The 24,680-nt window shown below is 70.3% G+C and carries 20 protein-coding genes; 14 read left to right on the forward strand and 6 right to left on the reverse strand.

What is annotated here, in order from left to right:
- Window positions 1–3 precede the first annotated feature (3 nt).
- The 8 genes from glgX to WT26_RS28880 all read left to right on the forward strand — a co-directional run bounded on the left by glgX (window position 4) and on the right by WT26_RS28880 (window position 12,664).
- On the forward strand, window positions 4–2,220 hold the full coding sequence (gene glgX / locus WT26_RS28850) for a glycogen debranching protein GlgX (RefSeq protein ID WP_069274550.1): 2,217 nt from the start codon (window positions 4–6) through the stop codon (window positions 2,218–2,220).
- A complete protein-coding gene (gene treZ, locus WT26_RS28855) occupies window positions 2,217–4,007 on the forward strand; it encodes a malto-oligosyltrehalose trehalohydrolase (RefSeq protein ID WP_069274551.1) in 1,791 nt (596 codons plus the stop codon). The genes glgX and treZ overlap by 4 nt, the downstream gene beginning before the upstream one ends.
- Window positions 4,004–6,109, forward strand: a complete 2,106-nt coding sequence (malQ, locus tag WT26_RS28860) for a 4-alpha-glucanotransferase (RefSeq protein ID WP_069274552.1) — start codon at window positions 4,004–4,006, stop codon at window positions 6,107–6,109. Before treZ ends, malQ begins: the two co-directional genes overlap by 4 nt.
- Complete coding sequence (treY, locus tag WT26_RS28865; RefSeq protein WP_069274553.1) at window positions 6,106–8,748, forward strand: malto-oligosyltrehalose synthase; 2,643 nt, start codon at window positions 6,106–6,108, stop codon at window positions 8,746–8,748. Before malQ ends, treY begins: the two co-directional genes overlap by 4 nt.
- A 138-nt stretch (window positions 8,749–8,886) precedes the next feature.
- Window positions 8,887–9,033, forward strand: a complete 147-nt coding sequence (locus WT26_RS36580) for a DUF3096 domain-containing protein (protein WP_080406608.1) — start codon at window positions 8,887–8,889, stop codon at window positions 9,031–9,033.
- A 348-nt stretch (window positions 9,034–9,381) separates the two neighbouring features.
- On the forward strand, window positions 9,382–9,717 hold the full coding sequence (locus WT26_RS28870; RefSeq protein WP_069275184.1) for a hypothetical protein: 336 nt from the start codon (window positions 9,382–9,384) through the stop codon (window positions 9,715–9,717).
- Window positions 9,714–11,906 carry a VTT domain-containing protein gene (locus WT26_RS28875; protein WP_069274554.1) on the forward strand — a complete coding sequence of 731 codons (2,193 nt, stop codon included), beginning with the start codon at window positions 9,714–9,716 and terminating at the stop codon, window positions 11,904–11,906. The genes WT26_RS28870 and WT26_RS28875 overlap by 4 nt, the downstream gene beginning before the upstream one ends.
- Window positions 11,903–12,664 carry an endonuclease/exonuclease/phosphatase family protein gene (locus tag WT26_RS28880; protein ID WP_069274555.1) on the forward strand — a complete coding sequence of 254 codons (762 nt, stop codon included), beginning with the start codon at window positions 11,903–11,905 and terminating at the stop codon, window positions 12,662–12,664. The genes WT26_RS28875 and WT26_RS28880 overlap by 4 nt, the downstream gene beginning before the upstream one ends.
- A gap of 75 nt (window positions 12,665–12,739) precedes the next feature.
- Here the strand turns inward: WT26_RS28880 and WT26_RS28885 are convergent, their stop codons facing one another.
- Window positions 12,740–13,063 carry a DUF3022 domain-containing protein gene (locus WT26_RS28885; protein WP_059632994.1) on the reverse strand — a complete coding sequence of 108 codons (324 nt, stop codon included), beginning with the start codon at window positions 13,061–13,063 and terminating at the stop codon, window positions 12,740–12,742.
- A gap of 265 nt (window positions 13,064–13,328) precedes the next feature.
- Between WT26_RS28885 and WT26_RS28890 the strand changes: the two genes are divergently transcribed.
- Both WT26_RS28890 and WT26_RS28895 read left to right on the forward strand, forming a co-directional pair.
- Window positions 13,329–13,700, forward strand: coding sequence for a DUF3175 domain-containing protein (locus WT26_RS28890; RefSeq protein WP_069274556.1), 372 nt, complete (start codon window positions 13,329–13,331; stop codon window positions 13,698–13,700).
- Window positions 13,701–13,733: 33 nt separating this feature from the next.
- Window positions 13,734–15,053 carry a cation:proton antiporter gene (locus WT26_RS28895; protein WP_069274557.1) on the forward strand — a complete coding sequence of 440 codons (1,320 nt, stop codon included), beginning with the start codon at window positions 13,734–13,736 and terminating at the stop codon, window positions 15,051–15,053.
- Window positions 15,054–15,057: 4 nt separating this feature from the next.
- On the opposite strand, the gene WT26_RS37745 is transcribed toward WT26_RS28895, so the two are convergent.
- Window positions 15,058–15,225, reverse strand: a complete 168-nt coding sequence (locus WT26_RS37745) for a hypothetical protein (RefSeq protein ID WP_155774703.1) — start codon at window positions 15,223–15,225, stop codon at window positions 15,058–15,060.
- A gap of 51 nt (window positions 15,226–15,276) precedes the next feature.
- Window positions 15,277–16,716 (reverse strand): RNA polymerase factor sigma-54, encoded by a 1,440-nt coding sequence (locus WT26_RS28900; protein WP_069274558.1) that lies wholly within the window; start codon window positions 16,714–16,716, stop codon window positions 15,277–15,279.
- 358 nt (window positions 16,717–17,074) lie between these two features.
- Here WT26_RS28900 and WT26_RS28905 point away from each other — a divergent pair, with 358 nt between their 5' ends.
- From WT26_RS28905 to WT26_RS28915, 3 genes are all read left to right on the forward strand, one after another.
- Window positions 17,075–17,836, forward strand: coding sequence for a DUF4397 domain-containing protein (locus tag WT26_RS28905; protein ID WP_069274559.1), 762 nt, complete (start codon window positions 17,075–17,077; stop codon window positions 17,834–17,836).
- Window positions 17,837–18,443: 607 nt separating this feature from the next.
- Complete coding sequence (locus WT26_RS28910) at window positions 18,444–18,656, forward strand: hypothetical protein (RefSeq protein WP_069271352.1); 213 nt, start codon at window positions 18,444–18,446, stop codon at window positions 18,654–18,656.
- Between the two features lie 190 nt (window positions 18,657–18,846).
- On the forward strand, window positions 18,847–19,338 hold the full coding sequence (locus WT26_RS28915; RefSeq protein WP_069274560.1) for a PRC-barrel domain-containing protein: 492 nt from the start codon (window positions 18,847–18,849) through the stop codon (window positions 19,336–19,338).
- Window positions 19,339–19,477: 139 nt separating this feature from the next.
- Here WT26_RS28915 and WT26_RS28920 read toward each other — a convergent pair whose 3' ends face one another.
- From WT26_RS28920 to WT26_RS28930, 3 genes are all read right to left on the reverse strand, one after another.
- Window positions 19,478–19,867 carry a BON domain-containing protein gene (locus tag WT26_RS28920; RefSeq protein ID WP_059713555.1) on the reverse strand — a complete coding sequence of 130 codons (390 nt, stop codon included), beginning with the start codon at window positions 19,865–19,867 and terminating at the stop codon, window positions 19,478–19,480.
- A 65-nt stretch (window positions 19,868–19,932) separates the two neighbouring features.
- Window positions 19,933–21,015 (reverse strand): glycosyltransferase family 9 protein, encoded by a 1,083-nt coding sequence (locus WT26_RS28925; RefSeq protein ID WP_069274561.1) that lies wholly within the window; start codon window positions 21,013–21,015, stop codon window positions 19,933–19,935.
- Between the two features lie 301 nt (window positions 21,016–21,316).
- Window positions 21,317–21,997: a BON domain-containing protein gene (locus WT26_RS28930; RefSeq protein ID WP_069271353.1), complete on the reverse strand. Its 681-nt coding sequence runs from the start codon at window positions 21,995–21,997 to the stop codon at window positions 21,317–21,319.
- Between the two features lie 186 nt (window positions 21,998–22,183).
- On the opposite strand from WT26_RS28930, the gene WT26_RS28935 reads away from it, so the two are divergent.
- The gene (locus WT26_RS28935; protein WP_069274562.1) at window positions 22,184–24,637 is read left to right on the forward strand and encodes an AsmA family protein; all 2,454 of its coding nucleotides are present in this window, start codon (window positions 22,184–22,186) and stop codon (window positions 24,635–24,637) included.
- Window positions 24,638–24,680: the final 43 nt, after the last annotated feature.

Below are 24,680 nucleotides of genomic sequence, written 5' to 3' on the forward strand. Positions count from 1 at the left end.
TCGATGGCGCGCTTTGCCGACCATCTCCTGCCCGGCGTGGCCGCGCCGCTCGGCGCACGCTGGGACGGCCTCGGCGTGAATTTCGCGGTCTTCTCGGCCAACGCGTCGCGCATCGACCTGTGCGTGTTCGACGACGGCGGCCGCAAGGAGCTCGCACGCATGACCCTGCCCGAGTGCACCGACGAGATCTGGCACGGCTACCTGCCCGGCGCGGGGCCCGGCCTCGCGTACGGCTATCGCGCCTACGGCCCCTACGACGTGGCGCACGGCCATCGCTTCAATTCGACCAAGCTGCTGCTCGATCCCTACGCGCGGCAGCTGACGGGCAGGCTGCGGTGGTCCGACGCGCTGTTCGGCTACCGCCTCGCGTCGCATCGCGCCGATCTCTCGTTCGACCGGCGCGACAGTGCGCCCGCGATGCCGAAGTGCGTGGTGGTCGACGACAGCGTCCACTGGGACGACCCGGACCGGCCGCGCATACCGTGGGACAACACCGTCATCCTCGAGGCGCACCTGCGCGGCCTGACGAGGCAGCTCGACACGCTGCGCGGGCCGGCGCGGGGCACCTTCGAAGCGCTCGCGTCGCCGCGGGTGATCGAACATCTGCAGCGCCTGGGCATCACCGCGATCGAGCTGCTGCCCGTGCACGCGTTCATGCAGGACCGCTTCCTGCTTGCACGCGGGCTGCGCAACTACTGGGGCTACGACACGGCCGCGTTCTTCGCGCCGGAGCCCGCGTATCTCGCGACGCGGCGGCTCGACGAAATGCGCCACGCGGTGCGCAGCCTCCATGCGGCCGGCATCGAGGTGATCTTCGACGTCGTCTACAACCATACGTGCGAGGGCAACGAGCTCGGCCCGACGCTGTCGTGGCGCGGCCTCGACAACGCGAGCTACTACCGCCTCATCCCCGGCGACGAGCGCCGCTTCATCAACGACACGGGCTGCGGCAACACGCTGAACCTGTCGCATCCGCGCGTGGTGCAGATGGTGATGGATTCGCTGCGCTACTGGGCCACCGCGTTCAACGTCGACGGCTTCCGCTTCGACCTCGGCGTGACGCTCGGGCGCGAGGGCAAGGGCTACGATCCGGGCGCGGGCTTCTTCGACGCGATCCTGCAGGACCCCGTGCTGTCGCGCCTCAAGCTGATCACCGAGCCGTGGGATCTCGGCCCCGGCGGCTACCAGCTCGGCCGCCACCCGCCCGGTTTCGCCGAGTGGAACGACCGTTTTCGCGACACCGTGCGGCGCTTCTGGCGCGGCGACGCGGGCCAGCGGCCGGAGCTCGCCGCCCGCCTGCTGGCGTCGGCGGACGTGTTCGACCGCCGCCACCGCAAGCCGTGGGCGTCGGTCAATTTCGTCACCGCGCACGACGGCTTCACGCTGGCGGACCTGGTGGCTTACGAGCACAAGCACAACGAAGCGAACGGCGAGGACAACCGCGACGGCACGCCTGACAATTTCAGCGCGAACTGGGGTGTCGAGGGCCCGACGCATGACCCGGCCATCCGTGCGGTGCGCGCCCGCGTGCTGCGCTCGCTGCTGCTGACCAACGTGCTCGCGAGCGGCACGCCGATGCTGGTGGCCGGCGACGAATTCGGCCGCACGCAGCACGGCAACAACAACGCGTATTGCCAGGACAACCCGCTGTCGTGGCTGGACTGGAACCGGGCCGCGTCGCCCGAAGGCGCGGCGCTGACGGCATTCGTGGCGCGCGCGACGGCGCTGCGGCGCGCCGTGCCGCTGTTGCGCGTCAAGCAATTCGTGCATGACGCCAGGGATGTCGCGCCGAACGTCAAGGACACCGCCTGGTTCGACGAGCGCGGCGTCGAGCTGACGCCCGACGACTGGCACAACCCCGAGGGCCGCGCGCTCGTGCTGCGGCGCGCAGCGCGCAACGCGCACGGCGATGTCGAGCTGGCGTTGTGGCTCATGAACGGCGCCGGCGTGCCGCTGTCGTTCGCGCTGCCGGCCCCCGGCGCGCACTGGCGCATGGAAATCGGCACGGCCAGGCCCGAGATCCTCCCGCATGCGATCCATACGCCGGCCATCGAGATCGCCGCGCATAGCCTGGCCATCGTGACGGGCTGCATCCGCAAGGACTGGCGTCCGCCGGAGGCCGCGCCGGCCGCGCCGCCGGAAGATCAGGCCGAAGCGCCGGCGGCGCCTGCCGGCGACGCCCCGCCGCCGGCCGCGCCCGACAGCGGGGACACCGCATGACGACCCGCACCTATCGCCATCCGCTGCCGTTCGGCGCCGCGCCGCAAGCCGACGGCACCACGCGCTTTCGCCTGTGGGCGCCGAGCCACCCGGTGGTGATGCTGGCCGTCGAAGGCCAGGCCCGCGTGCCGATGACGGCGCTGGCCGACGGCTGGCACGAGGCCGTGGCGGCCTGCGCCGCCGGCGCGCGCTACCGCTACGTGCTCGCCGACGGGACGGCGCTGCCCGACCCGGCCTCGCGCGCCCAGGATGGCGGTCCGCACGACGCGAGCATCGTCTGCGACGCCGGCGCGTTTCGCTGGCGCCACACTGCCTGGCGGGGCCGGCCCTGGCACGAAACGGTTCTGTACGAGCTGCACGCCGGCGCGCTGGGCGGATACGCGGGCGTCGCCGCGCAACTGCCGCGGCTCGCCGCGCTTGGCGTCACGGCGATCGAGCTGATGCCGATCGCGACCTTCGGCGGCACGCGCAACTGGGGCTACGACGGCGTGCTGCCGTTCGCGCCGTCAGCCGCCTATGGTTCGCCCGACGCGCTCAAGTCACTGATCGACGACGCGCATGGTCTCGGCCTGATGGTGTTCCTCGACGTCGTCTACAACCATTTCGGCCCGGACGGCAACGCGATGGGCCGTCTGGCCGCCCCGTTCTTCGACGCGTCGCGACGCACGCCGTGGGGTGACGCGATCGATTTCAGCCGGCCGGCGGTACGCGAATTCTTCATCGAGAACGCGCTGTACTGGCTGTTCGAATACCGCTTCGACGGTTTGCGCCTCGACGCCGTCCATGCGATCGGCGACACGTCGTTTCTCGTCGAGCTGGCCCGCCGGGTTCGCGCTCAGACGGCGCTGCGCGAGCCGGACCGGCACATCCACCTCGTGCTCGAGAACGAGGACAACCGCGCGAGCCTGCTCGCGCACGATTTCACCGCGCAATGGAACGACGATGCGCACAACGCGATCCACGTGCTGCTGACCGGCGAGCGCGACGGCTACTACCGCGACTTCGCCAAAGCCCCGACCGCGCGACTGGCCTGCTGCCTCGCCGACGGGTTTGCGTTCCAGGGCGAGCAGGTCGCGCGCCTCGGGCGCCGGCGCGGCGAACCGAGCGCGTGGCTGCCGACGACCGCGTTCGTGATGTTCCTGCAGAATCACGACCAGGTCGGCAACCGTGCCCACGGCGAACGGCTGACGGCCCTGTGCGACGCGCAGGCGCTGCGCGCGGCTGTCGCGCTGCTGCTCCTGTCGCCGCCGATCCCGCTGCTGTTCATGGGCGAGGAATGGGGCTGCACGCAGCCCTTCCTCTACTTCACCGATTACCACGACGCACTGGCCGACGCGGTGCGCGAAGGCCGGCGCACGGAGTTCGCGCACCAGCGCGCGTTTGCCGACCCTGCTGCGCGCGCGGCGATTCCCGACCCGAACGATGTCGGCACGTTCACACGCTCGTGCCCCGCGCCGAGCGACGCGAACCAGCCCGCGCACGCCGCGTGGCTTGCCTGGTACCGGACCTTGCTGGCCACGCGACGCGCGATGCTCGTGCCGCGCCTGCCCGGCGCACGCGCGCTCGGCGCCGAGGTGATCAGCGCCGGCGCCGTGCGGGCGCGCTGGCGCATGAACGACGGCGCCGCATTGACCCTGTACGTGAACCTGCACCGGCAATCCGCCGGCTGCACCGCCATGCCGGCCGGCACGACGTTGTGCAGCACACCCGACGACGCGGCGAAGCGGCTCGCGGCCGGCGAGCTGGCGCCGGCCAGTTGCGTGGCGTGGCTGGAGGCGCCGCCGTGAACGCCGCTCGCGACGCGCTGGTGCAGCTGGCCCGGCAGGCCGGCCTCGCGATCGACTGGCAGGACGCCGCCGGCAATGCGCGCCGGGTCGACCCGGATACGGTGCGCGCCATCCTGTCGGCGTTCGGGCTGCCGTGCATGACGGCGCGGCAATGCGGCGAGAGCGCGGCGCGGCTGCGCGAGGCGGAACGCGTCGTCGACGCGCCGCCGCTGCTGATCGCGCGCTGCGGCGAGCCGACTCCGCTGCCGTGGCTCGGCGGGCGGGGCCGCATGCGCTACCGGCTCCATTGGGAAGACGGCGGCACGCACGACGGCCACGTCGCCGCACGCGCCGGCGGCGATGCGCCGCGGCTGCCGCCGCTCGCCCGGCCCGGCTATCACGGCCTCGAAATCGGCGGCAGCCGCCTGACGGTCGCCGTCGCGCCGCCCCGTTGCCATGAGCTGCCGGATCGCGCACGCGGATGGGGCCTGGCGGTGCAGCTGTACAGCTTGCGGCGCGAGCTTGACGGCGGGCTCGGCGACTTCAGCGCGCTGGCCGAGCTGGCGCGAGCGGCGGCGCCGCTCGGCGCCCAGGCGCTCGCCGTGAGCCCGGTCCATGCGATGTTCGCCGCGCGTCCGGCGCATTACAGCCCCTATTCGCCGTCGAACCGGCGCTGGTACAACGTGGCTCACGTCGATCCGGCCGCATGTTGCGGCGCGCATGCCGTGCGTGAAGCGGTGGCGTCCCTCGCGCTGTCCGCCGGCTTCGCCCGCCGCGAGTCGCAGCCGCTCGTCGCGTGGGCGCCGGCGGTGCGCGCCCGGCTGCGCGTCCTGCGGTTTCTGTTCGCGCGGCGAGACCGGTGGTTGAGCCGCGCGCAACGCGAATCGCTGGACGCCTTCCGCGACGCGGGCGGTGCGTCGCTCGAGCATCACGCCCGCTTCGAGATGCTGCATGCCCGGCTGCGCCGCGAGCATGGCGACGACTGGCGCAACTGGCCGGCCGACGTGCGCGCGCCCGAATCGCCGGAAGTCGAACGCCGGGCCCGTGAACATCGCGACGAGGTGGCGTTTCACGTATTCCTGCAGTGGCTCGCACGCGACGGCCTCGCGACGGCGCAGCATGCCGCGCGCGACGCGGGCATGACGATCGGCCTGCTGGCCGATCTCGCGGTCGGCGTCGACCCGGCCGGCAGCGAGCGCTGGTGCCACGCCGGCGACATGTTGAACGGCGTGGCGCTCGGCGCGCCGCCCGACCTGTTCAATCCGCTCGGGCAGTCGTGGGGCTTGTCGACCTTCGCGCCGTGGGCGTTGCGGCAGCATGGCTACCGCGCGTTCATCGAGCTGCTGCGCGCCGCGTTCGCGCATGCGGGCGGCATCCGCATCGATCACGTGCTCGGCTTCGCGCGGATGTGGATCGTGCCGGACGGCATGCCGGCCGCCAGCGGCGCGTACCTGCGCTACCCGCTCGAGGACATGCTCGCGCTGGTCGCGCTCGAATCGTGGCGCCATCGCGCCATCGTGCTCGGCGAGGATCTCGGCACCGTGCCGCCGGACCTGCGCGCGCACTTGTCCGCGGCCGGCCTGCTCGGCCTGGACGTGCTCTGGTTCGCCCGCAACGGCGATGGCTTCGCGTCGCCCGCCCGGTGGCGCGCGGATGCCGTCGCGACGACCAGCACGCACGATCTGCCGACCGTGGCCGGCTGGTGGCGAGGGCGCGATATCGCGTGGCGCAAGCGCGTCGGGCACGGCGGGTCCGGCGGGTCCGGCGAGTTCGCGCGCGACGCGTGGCGCGAGCGACGCGCGTCGCGCATTGCGCTGTGGCACGCGCTGCGCGACGAAGGGCTGGCGCCCGGCGCGCCGGTTACGCCGCCGCATGAGCCGCCAAATGAGCCGCCGCTGGCGGAAATTGCCGCGTTCGTGGGCCGCACGCCGGCGCCGCTCGCGCTGCTGCCGCTCGAGGACGCGATCGGCCAGCGCGAGCCGGTCAATCTGCCCGGCGTGGTGACGGGCCACCCGAACTGGCGGCGGCGCCTGCCGGCCGCGGCGCCGCGGCTGCTGGCCGACGCCCGCGTCGCGGCGCGGCTGCGGGCGTTCGCGCAGGCGCGCGACGAGGCAGCGCGATGACGCAGCCGACAGCGACACTGCGGCTCCAGTTTCACCACGGTTACCCATTCAGCGCCGCGGAAGATGCGATCGACTATTTCGCGGCGCTGGGCATCAGCCATCTCTATGCGTCGCCGATCTTCGCGGCACAGCCCGGCTCGCGTCATGGCTACGACGTCGTCGATCCGAACCTCGTCAATCCCGAACTCGGCGGCGAGACGGCCTTGCGGCGTCTTGCCGCGCGGCTGCACGCCAACGGCATGGGCCTGATCGTCGACATCGTGCCGAACCATATGGGCATCGGCGCCGCGAACCGTTGGTGGCAGGACGTGCTGACTCATGGGCGGGCGAGCCGCTACGCATCGTTTTTCGACATCGACTGGGCGAGCCGTGCGCTCGATGCGCGCGGCAAGGTTCTGTTGCCGGTGCTCGCCGAGCCGCTCGCCGTCGTGCTCGCGCGCGGCCAACTGCAACTGGCGCGGGGAACCGATGGGGAATACGAGATCGACTATGCCGGGCAGCGGTTCCCGTTGTCCCCGGCGACGCGCGACGCGGCATCGTCGATGCGCTCGGCCGACGACTGGCATGCGCTGCTCGAACGCCAGCATTACCGGCTCGCGTGGTGGCCGCTCGCGCGCGATGCGCTCAACTGGCGGCGATTCTTCGACATCACCACGCTCGCGGCCGTGCGCGTCGACGATCCGGCGGTATTCGACGCGAGCCATGCGCTGCTGATCCGCTTGTTCGGCGACGGCCTGATCGACGGCGTGCGCATCGATCACGTCGACGGCCTCGCCGATCCGCGCGCCTATTGCCGGCGGCTGGTACGCGCGCTGCGGCGCGCGGGCCGCCGCCAGCCTTATGTCCTCGTCGAGAAGATCCTCATGCGCGGCGAGACGCTCGACCCGGCCTGGGGCACGGACGGCACGACCGGCTACGACTTCATGAACGACGTCGCCGCCGTGCTTCATGACGACACGGGCGCCGACGCGCTCGCCGGGATCTGGCGGGGCCATACCGGCGACGCGCGCGACCTCGCGACGCACGTCGTTGCCGCCCGCGCGCAATTGCTCGACGAGACGTTCGGCAGCGAAGTCGCGCGGCTGATGACGGTACTTGGCGATATCGCCGGCCGCGAGCCGTCCGTGTGCGATGCCAGCCCGGCCGCCATCGAGCGGTGCGTGCGCGCATTGGCGCGCCACTTTCCCGTCTACCGCGCGTATCCGTGCGCCGGCCCGCGCAGCGCGACCGACGCGGCCGCATTCGCGGCGGCGCTGCCACGCGCGCGGGCCGAACTGCATCCGCTCGACCGGCCGGTGCTTGCGCAGCTCGACCGCTGGCTCGGCGCCGACGCGCCGGGGCGGCGCCGGCGGCTGCGCGAGGCGCAGATTCGCTTCGCCCAGGTCACCGCGCCGCTCGCGGCGAAATCGGTCGAGGACACGGTCGGCTATCGCTGGTGCCGCGCGCTGTCGCGCAACGAGGTCGGCGCGGACCTCGCCACGCTCGGCATCTCCGTCGCCGCCTTCCATGCGGCCAACGCGGCGCGGGGCGCCACCTTCCCGCGCACGATGCTCACGACCGCCACCCACGATCACAAGCGCGGCGAAGACGTGCGCGCGCGCCTGGCCGTGCTGAGCGAAGTGCCCGAGCGCTTCGCGGCGGCCGTGTCGAGATGGTTCGACGACAATGCGCGCCATCGGGCGACGCTGGCTTCCGGCCCCGCGCCCTCGCCGGCCGACGAGCTGATGCTCTACCAGACGCTGATCGGCGCGTGGCCCGCAGCATGGCTTGCCGAGCCCGCTCGCGACGCCACGGCGGCGGCCGGGATCGACGCATTTGGCGAACGCATCGCCGCGTGGCAACTGAAGGCGATTCGGGAAGCCAAGCTGCGCACGTCGTGGCTCGCGCCCGACGACGCCTATGAAACCGGCTGCCGCCGTTTCGTCGCTGCGATCCTGCATGCTCCCCCGTTCGTCGCCGGGCTCGACGAATTCGTGCGCGGCATCGCCGCGGCAGGCGCGCTCAACGGCCTGGTGCAGACGTTCCTGCGCATGACCTCGCCGGGCGTGCCCGATCTTTACCAGGGGTGCGAATTCTGGGATGAAAGCCTCGTCGATCCTGACAACCGCCGGCCGGTCGACTTCGCCGCACGGCAGGCCGCGCTCGCGCCGATGAGCGATGCGTCGCGGGCGGCCGGCCTCGACGAACTCGCGCATTGGCATGACGGCCGAATCAAGCTGAGGCTGATCCGCGACGTGCTCGCGATTCGACGCGCCCACGCGGCATGTTTCGAAGGCGGCGCGTATATGCCGCTGCCGGTCACCGGCGCGGCGGCCAGCCATGCGATCGCCTTTGCCCGTTGCGCCGGCGACGGCACCGGCGGCGCTGTCGTCGCGGTGGCAAGCCGGCTGGCCGCGCGTTGGCTCCAGGCAGGCGTGGCGCCTCGCATTCCGCCGCACCATTGGCGCGACACGGCCATCCTCCTCGCGCGTCCCGCGGCATCGGCGTCGAGCGCCGCCGCGTTGCCGGCAATGCCAGGTCAGACCGCCGCATGGCGCGACGCGCTCACGTCATCCATCCATGCGCCGTCCGAGGGCGCGCTCGCGTTGCGCGACGTGCTGCATACGCTGCCGGTCGCGCTGCTGGTGCCGGCCGGTTGACGGGGACGTTCCTGGTTTCCGTGCGGAATGCCGGGCCGGGCACGGCGCTTGCGCCCCTTTATGCGTTCGCGCTCGCGGACAGCGCGTTGACGGCGGCAGGCTGTGCCCGCGCATTGTCAATCTTGCGGAGGACGAACCATGAACATTCTCACGAGCGCCGGCCCGATGGTTTCGCTGATCTCCGGCATCCTCATCCTCATCGTCCCCCGCTTGCTGAACTTCATCGTGGCGATCTACCTGATCGTCATCGGGATGCTCGGGCTGTTCGGCGGACGTATCCATTGAACTGCGCACGCCGCGTCGCGACTTCACGCGCCGGCGACGAATGCACCTTCGCCGCCCGGGCAGCCGTCGACGAAGCGCGCGGGCCGAACGCGCTTCATGTTCGCGTTCCTTGCGCTGCGATGCCCGACGGGGGCCGTGGGCTCCTCCCTGACACTGCATGCGCCGCGGCCCCACCCGCTTTGAAGCAAGCTTCCTGCCGCCAAAGCCGGACGGTTGCGCACGTCGCGCGCGCGTGCGCTTTTTTACAACAGCGCTGTAACGCGCGCGGCCGTGCCGGCGGCCCGGCCGATCGCTGCGACGGAACGCAGCGGGAACGCAATATGCGGGCCGGCACCCAAGGAGGCTCGCATGACCCGATTCGACCTGCTCGCCCATCTCGTGACGAACCAGCTCGCCGCCCGCATCCGGACCGGCCGCTGGCTCCCGCCCGATGTGATCGTCGCGACCATGCGCACCTGGCTGTCATACCACCGGATCGAATACGACTGGCTTGAACGGGTCCGGATCGGCGCGGCATCCGTGACGCTCTCGCACGACATCTACGACATGGCGACCGCGCGCGACGACCGGGAGGACGGCGGCCGCAGCCCTGCCAACCTGGACGCGCCGCAACTGAAAGCCTTGCGCGCACGCTGCGACGCGCTGCTGCAACACCTCCACGGCGACGGCGAAGACGCGTCATGACGTCCGCGACGCAATCGCGACACCCGGATCACGGCGCCGAAACGCGCAACGCCCGGCGCGATGCGCAGCGTCACGGCCTGCTCGAACGCGGCCGCAACTGCGACGCGATCCGCCACGCGGACCGCTTCGCGATGCTCGTCGACGGCGACGCATACTTCTCGACGCTGCGCGCCGCGCTGCTGCGCGCGCGCCATACGGTGTTCATCGTCGGCTGGGACGTCGACAGCCGGATGCGGCTCGCGCCCGACGGCGCGAACGACGGCTTTCCGGAGCCGCTCGGTGCGTTTCTGTGCGCGCTCGCGGCGGCCCGTCCGCGCCTGCGCATCTACGTGCTCGCCTGGGACTTCGCGATGATCTACGCGCTGGAGCGCGACTGGCCGCCCGTGTATCGCGCCGGCTGGCGCGCGCATCGCGGCATCGTGTTCCGGCTCGACGACACGCATCCGCGCGGCGCCTCGCATCACCAGAAGCTGGTCGCGATCGACGACCGGCTGGCGTTCGTCGGCGGGCTCGACCTGACGCGCGCCCGCTGGGACACGCCCGCGCACGCGGCCGGCGACCCGCGCCGCCGCGACGAGCACGGCATGCCGTACGGGCCGTTCCACGACGTGCAGGCGATGTTCGACGGCGACGCGGCCGCCGCGATCGGCGAACAGGCGCGCCAGCGCTGGCGTTACGCATGCGGGCGCCGCGTCGCGATCCGCGCGCAGCGGCGCCGCAACGACGACGGCGACCCGTGGCCGCCCGGCACGCCGGTCGACGTGCGTGACGTGCGCGTCGGTGTCGCCTATACGGCGCCGGCGCAACGCGGCCGCGAACCGGTGCGGCACGTGCGCGCGCTCGTCGAGGACACGATCCGCGCGGCGCACCGGCACCTGTACGTCGAGAACCAGTATTTCACCGCGGCGGTGGTCCGCGAGACGCTGTCCGCCCGCCTCGCCGACGTGCACGGGCCGGACGTGACGGTCGTCGCGCCGCGCGTGCAGAGCGGCTGGCTGCAGGAAGCGACGATGGGCGTGCTGCGCGCGCGCCTGCATGCCTCGCTCGTCGCGGCCGACCGTTTCGGCCGCTACCGGTTGCTGTACCCGCACGTCGACGGTCTCGACCGCGATTGGGTGAACGTCCACAGCAAGGTGATGATCGTCGACGACGAATGCCTCATGATCGGCAGCGCGAACCTGAACAACCGCTCGATGCTGCTCGACACCGAATGCTGCGTCGCGCTCGTCGCGGCCGGTGATGCACGCATCCGCGCGGCGATCGCGCACACGCGCAACCGGCTGCTCGCCGAGCATCTCGGCACGACCGTCGAGCGAGTCGCCGAGGCGCTGGCGCTCGCGCACCGGCCGAACGAAGCGATCGAGCGGCTGCGCGCGGCGCGCGGCCGCACGCTGCTGCCGCTGGACCCGGCCGTCGCGCCGCAACTCGACGCGCTCGTGCCCGTCAGCGCGCGGCTCGATCCGGAACAGCCGATCGAACCGGCGCGGTTCGTCCGCGAATTCGTGCCGCTGGAACAGCGCCGCTCGCTGGGCGCGCGTCTCGTCGTGCTCGGCGCGGTCGTGCTGCTCGTCGCCGCGCTCGCGGCTGCGTGGCGCTTTTCGCCGCTGGCCGCGCACGTGAACGTCGCGACGCTGTCGGAAGCGGCGCTGCGCATCGCGCGCCTGCCGGTCGCGCCCGCGATCCTGTTGGCCGGATACGTCGTCGCGGCAACGCTGTCCGTGCCGATCACGCTGCTGATCGCCGCGACGGGGCTCGTGTTCGGCGCATGGCCGGGCTTCGCGTATGCGGCCATCGGCACGATGGCGTCCGCCGTCGCGACCTACGGGCTCGGCCGCTGGCTCGGGCGCGACGCGGTGCGCCGGCTGGCCGGCGCCCGCGCGAACCGGCTGAGCCGGCATCTCGGCAGGAGCGGCATCGTCGCGATGGCCGTGCTGCGCCTGTTGCCGATCGCCCCGTTCGCGGTCGTGAACCTCGTCGCCGGGGCGTCGCACATCGGGCTGCGCGACTTCGTGGTCGGTACGGCAATCGGGATGCTGCCCGGCATCGCGCTGACCGTCACGTTCGCCCACCAGCTCGGCGCCGCGCTCGCGCATCCGGGGCCGGCGGCATTCGCGTGGCTTGCCGCGATCGGCGCCGTGCTCATCGGCGCGTCGGTCCTGCTGGTGCGAATCCTGCGGCGGCTGCAATGAGTGCCGCAGCCCCTTCCCCAAGCCCGCCGCGCCCGCCCGGCGCGCGCGACCTGCGGATCGCGACCTACAACATTCGCGGCGGCTTCGGCATCTGGCATGCGGCGGCCGCCGACCGCATCGCCGCGGTGATCGACGAGCTCGACGCGGACGTGATCGCGCTGCAGGAAGTGCCGCTCGGCGGCACGCGCGCGCCCGACGTGCTCGCGCACCTGCGCGCGGCCACCGGCCTGAACGCGGCGGCCGGCGTGACGATCGATACGCCCGAGCGCCGCTACGGCAACGCGGTGCTGTCGCGCTGCCCGATCCGCGCGGCACGCACGCTCGACCTGTCGTTCCACCCGCGCGAGCCGCGCGGCGCGCTCGACGCCGACATCGACTGCGACGCGGGCACGATCCGCGTGGTCGCGACCCACCTCGGGCTGTCGGCAAGCGAACGCAGCGCGCAGGTGCAGCGGCTGCTCGCGGCCTTCGACACGGGCGCGATGCCGGTGATCCTGCTCGGCGACATCAACGAATGGTTCGTGCGCGGCCGCGCACTGCGCACGTTGGTGACGCGGTTCCGGCGCGCGCCTGCGCCCCGCACGTTCCCGACCGTGTGGCCGGTGTTCTCGCTGGACCGGATCTGGGTCCATCCGGGCGAGCTGCTGGTCGACGTGGCCGTGCATCGCTCCGCACGCGCCCGCCGCGCGTCGGATCACTACCCGCTCGTCGCGCGCATGCGCGTGCCGGCCCCGCCTGGGACGGTCGCGGTGACGTAATGCACGTCATCGCACCCCGAACGGAACAGCGTGAATTCTTTTCAATCGGATGTAATGCGCGACGGCCGAGTGTCGTCAATGCAGGCGGGTCGCCACATCAAGCAGCGCATCGGTGATTTCGACGGTCAGCCTGCACGCGTCCGCTTGCTCGGGCAGGCACTCGACCGTCTGCTCCACGGCGTCGTGCAGCAGTGCATGGACGCGCCCGCGTGCGGCGGCATCGAGATTGGCATAGCGCTCCATCACCCAGCAATCGAATACGACGTCGATTGCAGGACCGGGAGAGCCGCCGGACGCGGTATGAGCCGCGGCGGCCCACGCCGCATGAAAAGTGATCGTGCCCGTCTCCGGGTCGAAGCGGACGGTTGTGTCGAGTTCCCTTTCGGCATTCGAATGCATGATGTTCTCCGTTGAGTTGACCGAACGATCCCTCCGTCGGCGGCGCATCGTGCAGTGCCTCTGTCGACGCGCCAGGGGCGCTCGATCATTGTCCGGGTCGGATTGCGAATACCACCGTGTACGTCCTCCTTGGAAACACGCATCCGTTCAGATTCCCGCAAGCATCATGCCCATTGCCCCGTGCCGTGCGGCATGCGAATTGCTGCATGCGGCGAGGCGCGCCATCGCGCCGGATTGTTTCACCTGCTTCGACGGGGACTCATCGATGACTCATCCTTCAGCAGCGCAAGGCCATGGAAAACAAGGCCATGGAAAGCGCCTGACGCGACGCGCCGGCCGTAGTCGCAGTGCCAATCCACGACGGCGCAGGCGCTGGTCCGCCGAAGTCACACGTGCCGGCGACGCGCTCGACATCGAGCCCGACATCTTCAAGTCCGACGACCCGGCGGCAATCGCCGCGTCGCTGAAGCGTTCGGCCGAACACAGCCGCCGCCGCAAGGCGTCGCCGTTCCAGTCGGCGATGTCGATGCTGAACTTCTACGTGAACCGCGCGGGCCGCAACCTGCCGAAAACGCGCCGCACGACGCTCGAACGCGCGAAGCGCAAACTGCGCGAGGCCTTCGGCCGCAAGCCCTGACGCGGTCCGCGGCCGTCTGCACGGAGACCGCGCATGCATGAAACCCTGTGGTACCTGATCATCGGCGCGGTGCTGCTGGGCATGGGCATCGCCACCTCGGCGCTGCGCCACCTGCCGTGCAGCACCGCGATGATCTATCTCGTGCTCGGCGTCGCGCTCGGCCCGGCCGGCGCCGGCCTGCTGCATCTCGACCTCGAACGCGACGCGCCGCTGCTGCGTGAAATCGTCGAAATCGCGCTGCTCGTGTCGCTGTTCGCGATCGGGCTGCGGCTGCGCGTGCCGCTGACCGACCGGCTGTGGCTCGTGCCGTGCCGCCTCGGCTTGCTCGCGATGATCGTCACCGTGCCGCTGCTCGCCGCATGCGCGGTGCTCGCGCTCGGGCTCGGCTGGGGCCCCGCGCTGCTGCTCGCGGCGATCCTCGCGCCGACCGACCCCGTGCTCGCGCACGACGTGCAGGTGCACGACCCGGGCGATCGCGATCTCGTGCGCTTCGCGCTGTCCGGCGAAGGCGGGTTGAACGACGGCATCGCGCTGCCGTTCGCGCTCGCGGGGCTCGCCCTGTGCGGCAATCCTGACGCGACGCACCGGATGCCGCTCCTGTCCGCCGGCTTCGCGCTGGCGACGCTGTGGGGCATCGCGGGCGCCGCGGCGATCGGCGGCGCCCTCGGCTGGGCGACGACGAAGCTGATCGGCTGGCTGCGCACGCGGCACGCGCAGGCGCTCGGCCTCGAAGGCTTCTTCGCGCTCGCGCTGATCGTGCTGTCGTTCGGCGCCGCGCAGCTCGCGCACACGTTCGGCTTCATCGCGACGTTCGCGGCCGGCGTCGCGATGCGCCGCGTCGAACACCGCGCGAGCGGCGACCGCAAGCCGCGCGAAGTGATCGGCCAGATCGATTCGGAAGACGTCGTCGCCACCGAGAAGCATCCCGAGAAGGCGCATGCGTTCATGGCCGAATCGGTGCTCGGCTTCACGATCGAACTCGAACGGATCGCGGAAGCCGTCGTGATGACGATGGTCGGCAGCGTGCTCGCGACGCTGCCGGGCCCGCTGCTCACGTGGGGGGCGGCCGCGCTGACCGCGGCGCTGTTCCTGGTGGTGCGGCCGGCCGCGGTGGTGCTGTCGCTCGCCGGCTCACACGCCACGCGCGCGCAGCGCAGGCTGATGGCCTGGTTCGGCATTCGCGGCATCGGCTCGTTCTACTACCTCGCGTTCGTGCTCGAGCACGGCCCCGCCGACGCGGTGCGACCGCTCGCGGCACCGGTGCTCGCGGTCATCGCCGCATCGGTGATCGCGCACGGGATCTCCGCGACGCCGCTGATGAACTGGTATCACGGGCGCCCGCGCCGGCACTGATCCGTCACGACGGCCCGAGCCGCGAGCGCATCTGCGCGGTCACGCGCTGGCGGACGTCGCGATAGCCGTCCCACGGGTCGCGTGCCAGCCGCTCGAGCCGAGCGTGCAGCGTGTCGATCGTCCATTGCGCGCCGCCCGCTGCGCGTTGTCGAGCCTGGGATTTCGCTGGCATGGCGATGCTCGTATTCGATTGCGTGAACGTCAGGCGCGAGTCAGACCCGGGTCAAGCCGGCTCGCGACGCCGCAGGTCGGCCGGCGGAATCTTCATCGCCTGGCGATACTTCGTCACCGTCCGACGCGCAAGAAGAATGCCGCGGCCCGCGAGGTTCTCCGTGAGCGCGACGTCGGACAGCGGATCGGTATGCCGCTCGGCCGCGATCATGTCGCGGATCAGCACCTTCGCGGCCGATGCCGAGCACACGCCCTTGCCGGCCGCCTCGAGCTTGCGCGGGAAGAAATGCTTGAACTCGAACGTGCCGTGGGGCGTAGCCATGTACTTGTTGCCCGTCGCGCGCGACACGGTCGATTCATGCAGGTCGAGCTCTTCCGCGATGTCGCGCAGCACGAGCGGCTTCATCGCGATCTCGCCGTAGCGGAAGAAATCGCGTTGCCGCGCGACGATGCATTCGCCCACGCGCTGGATGGTGTCGAAGCGCTTCTGCACGTTGCGGATCAGCCAGCGCGCTTCCTGCAGCTGCTGGCCAAGCGGCGAATCGCGCTCGCCGCTCGACTGCGCGAACAGCGTCGCGTAGCGCTCGTGCAGGCGCGCGCGCGGCAGCACGGCCGGGTTGATCGTCACGATCCATTCGTCGCGCACCTGGCGCACGATCACGTCGGGCACCACGTAGTCGCCGCGCGTGCTGCCGTAGTGATTGCCGGGGCGCGGGTCGAGCCCGCGCACCAGCGCGCAGGCGGCGTGCATCGTCGGCGCGTCGCAGCCGAGCCGACGCTGCAGCTCGGCCGTCTCGCGATGGGCAAGACGTTCGAGATGCTCGCGCGCGATCGCCTTCGCTTCAGCGAGCGCCGGCGTACCGGCCGGAATCGCGTCGAGCTGCAGCACGAGACATTCGGACAGCGAACGCGCGGCGATACCCGGGCGGTCGAGCATCTGCACGAGCCGCAGCGCGATCGCGAGATCCTGCTCCGACAGCAGCAGCGCCGGATCGGCCGCGAGCACGAACTCCGGCAGCGCCTGGCGCAGATAACCGTCGTCGTCGAGCGCGTCGATGATCAGGCGCGCCGCCGCGCGATCGCGCCGGTTCAGCGGATAGAGCCGCAGCGCGTCGTGCAGGTACGCATGCAGCGACGGTTCCGCCGCGCTCCATTCGCCGGCCGCCGCATCGGACGCGTCGTCGTCCGCGCGGCCTGGCCCGCGCGCCGCGGGCTCGGCCGTATAGGCGACCTCGTTGGACGGCGGCTGCGCACCGTCGAGCGCGGCGGTTTCGGGCGCGGATGCTTCGGATGCCTCGGCCGCGGACGACGGTTCCGCCGCGCCGTCATCGTCGTCGGTCCGGACGTCCTCGAGAAACGGATTGCGGTCGAGCGCCTGCCGCAATTCCTGTTGAAATTCGAGCGAGGACAACTGCAGCAGCCGCAGCGACTGCTGAAGCCTCGGCGTAAGTGCCAGATGCTGTCGCATCTGCAACGCAAGCGAGACGGGCATCGACACCCTCCTGCTATTCGTCGCATCGGTGTGCGAATGGCACGCAACATCCGCGCCAATGGCGTCGGCGCGTGTGCCTGCCGATGCCCGCGCGGGTTCGCACCCTCGCGGCGCGGCCGGTTTCCTCACTTTTTTACAAGCGATCGGCAAGTTTGCCCGTCATGCCCGGCCCATGCGAGCCGGATCCCTCATCCATCCGGGTTCACGGTGCGGGCACGGGTGATGCGCGGGTTGGCGCGCCGTCTGGCGCGCGTCGCGTCATCGCGGCATTCGTTCCAACCAACAACCTGTGTAGCGATTTGCGCGCCCATGCGTCGATTGCGCAAGGCAAGCGGGTTTCCCCATACGAGAGGACGACATGACATCCATCCGAATGGTTGTGGCGGCGTGCGCCGTGATCTCCGCGTTCGCGGCATGCGGCGACGGCAACGACGTCGGCACCGAGCTCGGCATCTCGAAGCCGCAGGCGCGCTTCATCAACGCGGTGCCGGCCGGCCCGAACCTCGACTACTACCTGAACGCCAAGATCGACCAGTCGGGTGTCGCGTACAAGGGCGTGACGCGCTATCACGACGTCGACTCGGGCACGCAGACCGCGAGCTACGACATCTCGGGCACGACCTCGACCGTCGCGTCGCAATCGTTCAGCGCGGCGAACGGCCATCACTACACGACGATCGCGCTGCCGAGCACGACGTCGCTGATCTCGGTGATCGACGATCCGTACGACAAGGGCCTGCTGTCGGACAAGGCGCGCGTGCGCAGCTTCAATGCGTCGCCGAACGCGCAGAACGTCGACATGTACGTCGTCCCGCCCGGCACCGACATCACGACGCAAAGCCCGACGCTGAGCGGCGCCGCGTACCAGAACGCGTCGCCGTCGTCCGGCGAGGATTCGATCTACCTGAACGGCGGCAGCTACCAGGTGATCGTCACGACGGCGGGCAGCAAGACGCCGATCCTCAAGACCGCGCCGGTCACCATCAACAACAACGCCGACTGGCTGCTGCTGACGATTCCGTCGGGCGGGGTCGGCGACGTGACGCCGAACGATATCCACGTGCTGGTTGCGCAAGGCAACGACGCCGATACGTCGGCCATCGAACTCGGGCCGCAGTGATGCGCCGGTGGCAACGGCGGCGGGTGCGCGACGGCGCGCCCGCCGGCAATCGTCAATAAACCGTGGGCGGCTGCGAGCCCGGGTTGCGGTGTTCGTCCGTCGATGGCGCCGGCGCCGTTCCGCTCGTTGTGGGACTCGTGTCGTAACGGCTGTTCGGGTCTTGCATCGAAGGAGACTGCATCGCGCCGCTTTGCTCGCCTTGCTGCGAGGCAACGTCGGGACGCGATCCATAGGGGCTCGTATGCGAGCATGCTGCGACACCGCACGCGGCGGCGATCGCCCATGCGGCAGCGCCGTGTATCAGATTCGGTTTCATCGGAGTCCTCCAGAAAATGTAGCCGCCCATGAGCCTGGCCAGGATGTTCCCCGATATGGAAACGCCACGCTCGTCGAAGTACCGGCCGCCACGGTGTCCCGTCGAGCCGCAAGCGGCGTACCGCCTGCGCTGCGCGTCGCCGAGCCGCACGTCTGCAGTTTCGAGCCGCCGGCCGTTGAAATACCTGCTTCGACCGCTGCAAAACTTTCAACCGGCGCAAGGCGCTCACGCCGTCCCGCGGGAACGTCCGTTGCACTTGCGAACGCATGCCCCCTTGAAGGAGCGACGGACATGACGAAGTCCCAACACGCCAGCGGCGATGCGCCGGCCCGCGGACGGCGCACCCGGCATTCGCCGCCGCCGCGGAAACATCACGGCGACACTCAGGCTCGCCATTCGGAGCGTGACATCGACGACGCGCTCGACAACACGTTCCCTGCCAGCGATCCGCCGGCGATCGGCGGCGTCACGCGCATCGATCCGTCGAAGCCGGGCCGGAAGTAGTCGGCGACACGATGCCCGAATGCGCTTCGCGCCAAGGCACGCCACATGCTCGTTGATTCGACGCGCACCAGCGCGTATCGAAGCCCCAGGCGGACGTGACGACGCACCGCGCGCCACGCCGGCCTGGACACGCCCCCGCGCGACACACCGCCCGGCATGGGTAACGTTCGCGCCAGCCCGGAGGATCTCCATGAACACACCCGACCAAGGCAGAACCCTCATCATCCGCAAGGGACGCGAAACAGCGCGCGGCCCCGGCCCGGACCTCATGACCGCGAGCACGCTCGAAGGCGACAAGGTCTATACGACCGACGGCGACGACGTCGGCAAGATCAAGGACATCATGCTCGACGTGCGCTCCGGCCGCGTCGCCTATGCGGTGCTGTCGAGCGGCGGCCTGCTCGGGATCGGCGACAAGCTGCTCGCGGTTCCGTGGAACGCGCTCACGCTCGACACCGAGCGCAAGTGCTTCCTGTTGTCGGCGTCGACCGAACAGGTTCGCAGCGCAACGGGATTCGACAAGGACCACTGGCCGTCGCTGGCCGATCTGCAATGGGCCGGGCCGATCCATGATTACGCCGGCAGCGCGCCTTACGGGAGCGACGATGACGAGTTCGGCCACGATATGCCGAACGACGAAATGCCGCCGAACTATCCCGGGCGCGACGAACGCCCGCGCTGACGGGCAACGACTGCATCGTCGCGGGCGCCGCACGTGCCCCTTCGCTCCCGTTTGACGTCGCAGGGCGAACGAGCGCGTTCGCTGTCCGCCGGCCGGTTAGGGCCTGTTCACCGAATGGACGTCCTGCGGAGTTCAGCCGTCATTTCGGCCGGATCGTGAGCTGGTCGTGGACGTCCCGCACGCCTTCGACCTGCTTCACGGTATTGACCGCGAGCTTGCGCTGCTGCAAGTCCGGCACGCTGCCCGTCAGCACGACGTTGCCGCGCCGCGTCTTCACGTGAATGTCGCCGGACGACAGGTTGTCCGTGCCGACGAGCGCTGCCTTCGCCTTGGTCGTGATCGCCGCGTCGCGAATCCTGGCGCCGGCCGTCGATAGCGCCGACGACGCGTCGTTGTCGGCCGCCGCCGCCACGTGCGGGGCGGCGGCGGCACAGAACGCGGCCGTCGTGATCGCGACCGCCGCGCCGAGCCGTTTCGCCGGATGGCGCTTCAGCCATTCGGTCCAGGTTTGCAACTGTCTTGCGTTCATCTTGACCTCCTTCGTCATGCCGGCATTGCGCCGATCCGCTCACGGTGACGCAAATCGCGTGCCGCTCACCGTGCGTGTCGCCCGTCCTTGCCGAGCAACTGATCGGCCTGGCCGATCACTTCGTCGACACCGATCGCCGCCGCGCACACGTGCTCATACGGACATGCTTCGAACATGCATGGCCGGCAGGCGGGATAGACCGCCAGTACGCGATGCCGCTCGCCATCGAGCGGCGCCCGGCGGGTGACGTCGCTGCCGCATGCGACGACGACGCTCGGCGTGCCGAGCGCCGCCGCGACGTGCGACACGCCCGTGTCGTTGCACAACAGCAGCCGCGCGCGGCCGATCAACGCCGCGAGCGCACCGAGCGGCGTGCCGCCGCAAAGATTGACGCACGGCTGCCCGAGGCTCGCGACGAATGCGGCCGCGAGATCCTCCTCGCCGCGCGTGCCGGTCAGCACGATCTGCAGGCCGTGCTCCGCGAGCCAGCGCGCGACGCCCGCAAAACGTTCGACCGGCCAGCGCCGCGATGCCATCCGTGCACCGGGATGAACGACGGCATAGCGGCGGGGCTTCAGCTCGTGCTTCTCGCCGAGCACCTGCCAGATCGCATGGTCGAGGCCGCCGAGCGGGAATTCGAGGAAGTCGCCCCAATCGTCGTAGCCGAGACTGTGCATCAGTTGCAGATAGCGCGCGATCTCCGGCTGGTCGGCGGGCCACGGAATCGCGTGGTCGAGCGCCACGGCCTGGCCGCTCGCCGGCACGAAGCCGGCCGTGCGCGTCGCGCCGAGCGACGCGACGATCGCGTTCGTGTGCGCGCCGCTGCCGTGCAGCTGGATCGCGAGATCGAACCCGCGCGCGACGCATGTCGAGCGGAACGCCTCCGATTGCGCCGCATCGGGCTCGGCTTGCTCGACGAAGCCCGGCGCACCGGGAAACTTGATGAAATCGTCGATATATTCGCTGAATCGCGATGCGAACTCGCGCGCCCACGGCAGGCCGATCAGCGTGATCCGCGCATCGGGTTCGCCGCGCCGCAGCGCTCGGAGAGCGGGCACCGCACACAGCATGTCGCCGAGTTGCAGTGCCCGGAACACTGCGATGCGAGGTCGGCCAGGGAATTCGGGCAACGAATGATCGTATGTCATGGCAACAGCACCCTGAAATGCGGCGCCCCGCGCCCGCATGAAAAGCCGGAAGAGCAACGCGGGAGGAATGGCGAGCGTGGTTCGTCGAGGAACGCGCCGCTGAACAGGAAGCAGCGATTTCCATGCCTGCCGGTCATCGAATGCGCCCCGGCCGCAACATCGGCGTTGCGTCGCGATCATCGAGGGCGTCGGGCGTTTTTATCACCGCGCTGTAAATTCGCCCCGCCGCCTCTCCGGCACGAGCGCATAGGCGTCGCATGCACGCGTCAGACGGATGCAATCGCGGTTTATCAGGCGAATGTCAGCGGCGCGGCTTTCGTCCGGACGGGGCGTCGTCGGGTTTCCGTCTGCGGGGTTGCAGCGTCAGCGTCACGGTCCGTTGATCCGGACGCAACACTTGCGGCCGGTCGTCGTCCTCGGCTCGACGGACCTTCACGCGGTTTTCGATGTCGCGCACGTACATGCAGCTATCGGCGATGTCCTCGATGCCGTGCCTCATCCAGCGCACCGGCACGGTGCCGTCAAGTTCGACCCGGCCATCCTGCACCGTGACGCTGACGTCGCTCACGTCGATGCCGAGCGCGCCGGCGAGCCGCTCGCAGACATCCTCGCGAATGCGCTCGTCCGAGCGCGTATAGCCTTTCGGGCCTCGACGCCAGCGCGGGACGCTGCGTTCGATGCCCGGGCCGCCGAAAGACGGCAGGGATTGGCGGCCGTCGTAGCGATCGGCGCCGTAGGCGCGCCGACCAGGAGCAGACGGTACGCGATCCGCCCGGCCGCCCCATTCACGGCCCCAGTCCTCCGGGTCCGTCCGTTCGGATTCGAAGCGATATGCGGACTCGTATTCGTCCTCCGGCAACAGTGATTCGTCGTAGTTCGGCACGTCGCGTTCGCCGGCGCCCCGGTACGCGCGTTCGTAGCGCTCTTGCCAGTTCTGCGGGCCGCGTCGGTCCGTTGGCCGGCCGGGATATCGTTTTTGCATCACGTCTCTCCTTGGTCGCTTCCAGCGCGGACCGTTTCATGCCGCCCTGCCGGCGGAAGCAACAAGTGGGCGCGCAATCCGCGTACCCGGTCGCGTAGACAGATTGGTCGAACGCCTTTTCTTGACCCGCATGCAGGAACACAGATTGCTGTGTAGCTGTCGTTCGTGGGCAACCCGGAGTGGACAATGCGCATCGCACGCCCGTTCGGCAAGATCGTCGCAGCGCTCATCGTGACTGTCGCCGTGGTGGTCGGCGCGCTGGCGGTCTTCGTCCAGACGTTCGACTGGAACCGCGCTCGCCCGTGGATCGATGACAAGGTGTCCGAAGCCATCGGACGGCAGTTTTCGATCAACGGGGACCTGCGCGTGGACTGGCACCGGCCGCCGTTCGAGCATGGGTGGCGTGCGTGGGTGCCGTGGCCGAGGTTCACCGCGCGCAACATCGTGATCGCGAACCCAGACTGGGCGCGCGCGAAGGACTTCGCCACGCTCGACGCCATCGGCTTCGACGTGGCCGCGCTGCCGCTGCTCGACCGGCGCATCGTCATTCCGTCGATCGAGCTCGTCAATCCGTCGGTCGATCTGGAACGCCTGAAGGACGGGCGCGAGAACTGGACGTTCAAGCTGAAATCCACCGCCAGGCCGCGCACGTGGACGCTCGACCTGCATGACATTGCGTTCATGAAGGGGCGCGCCGCCTATTACGACGAGGTCAAGCGCGCCGACCTGAAGGCGGTGATCGATACGCTCGGCCAGCCGATTCCGTTCGGCGACGTGCTCAGGCAGCAGGAGAAAAGCTCGCGCGAGGAATCGGCCGGAGTCGTCGGCAGCGCGAACGCAACGAAGCTCAACGCACAGGTGCGGGCCAAGACCGCGCACGGGGCGTCGAAGGCGTCAGGCGCGCCCCCGGCCTCCGGCGGATTGCCGGCGGCGCCCGCGCCCTCGCCTTCCGCAGCCGCGCCCCCGGCGGCTTCCGGTACCACAAGCGCCGCCGCGGCATCGGGCGCGAGCCGTGCGGGCTTGCCTTCCGTTCAACGCGCGATCGGGGGTTATGCGATCGGCTGGACCGTCGATGGAACTTACCGGACGATGCCGCTGAGTGGCAGCGGGAAGGTTGGCGGCGTGCTTGCGTTGCAGGACGCGCGGCGGCCGTTCCCGGTGCAGGCGAGCCTGCGCATCGGCGACACGCGCATCGCGCTGGTCGGCACGCTGACCGATCCGGCCCACCTCGCGGCGCTCGACTTGCGCCTGTGGCTGGCGGGAATCAGCATGGCGCATCTGTACGAGATCGGCGGCGTCACGTTGCCGGAAACGCGGCCGTTCGCGACCGAGGGCCGGCTGGTCGGCCAGTTTCGCGAAGCGGGGAACATCTTCAAGTACGACAACTTCACCGGCCGCGTGGGCGGCAGCGACCTGAACGGCTCGTTGACCTACGAGGCGCGCGAGCCGAGACCGGTGCTGTACGGCAAGACCGCGTCGAATCTGCTTCAGTTCACCGATCTCGCGCCGATCATCGGCGCGGATTCGAACGCGAGCAAGAGCCGCCGCGGCGAGGCCGCGCACCAGCCCGCCGCCAAGGCGGTGCCGGTCGAGGCCTTCCATACCGAGCGGTGGAAAGCGATCGACGCGAACGTGACGTTCACCGGCCGGCGCATCATCAAGAACGTCAACCTGCCCGTCACCGCGCTGGACACGCACGTCATCCTGCGCGACGGCGTGCTGACGCTCGATCCGCTGAAATTCGACGTCGCCGGCGGCACCCTCGCCTCGACGATGCACCTCGACGGCAACGCCGCGCCCCTGAAGGCGCGCGTGTCGATGCAAGTGCGGCACCTGCGGCTCAAGCAGCTCTTTCCGACCTTCGCGGTGATGCAGACGAGCCTGGGCGAAATCAACGGCGATGCCGCGCTATCGGCCACCGGCAATTCGCCGGCGGCACTCGCCGCAACTTCCAACGGGGAAGTGAAGACATTGGTGACCGACGGCACCGTCAGCCGGCTGCTGATGGAGGCGGCGGGACTGAACGTCGCAAACGTGGTGTACGAGAAGCTGTTCGGCCAGCGGGACGTGAAGATCAACTGCGCGGCGGCCGACCTGGTGGCGACCAACGGCGTGTTCGATTCGCGCGTATTCGCAATCGATACCGACGACGCCGTGATCGACATGGACGGCAACATCAACATGCGCGACGAGACGATGAATCTGCGGATACACCCGCATACCAAAGGCTTCCGGGTGATATCGCTACGCTCGCCGCTGTACGTCACCGGGTCCTTCAAGCAACCGCACGTCGGGGTGAAGGCGGGCGCTCTGATCGCGCGCGGCGGCGCGGTGGTCGGACTGGGGTTGCTCAATCCGTTCGCGTCGCTCATCGCGCTGATTCAGCCGAGCAACAACCGGCCCCTGCCATGCCAGCAGATGCTTGCCGACATGGAAAAGCGGCCGACGGCGCCGCCGCCGGGCGTGCGAAAGAAACCCGCACCGGCGCCGGCGTATATGAAGGCGGCTTCCGGTGTGTTGGGGATGCCCCCTGCCGGACGCGCGGCGCAAGCGACCAGCGGCGCGGCGGCGCCGCCGTCGGGGGCGGCGGCAAATCCGGGCGTGGCCGAGGGTTCCCCTTCGGTGTCCAGGGGACACTGATCCGCTGATGGCGTCCAGGTGAATTTGTCACTCAAAGACGCCT

Origin of the sequence: Burkholderia cepacia, assembly GCF_001718835.1 — a bacterium.
Lineage (GTDB): Bacteria > Pseudomonadota > Gammaproteobacteria > Burkholderiales > Burkholderiaceae > Burkholderia > Burkholderia cepacia_F.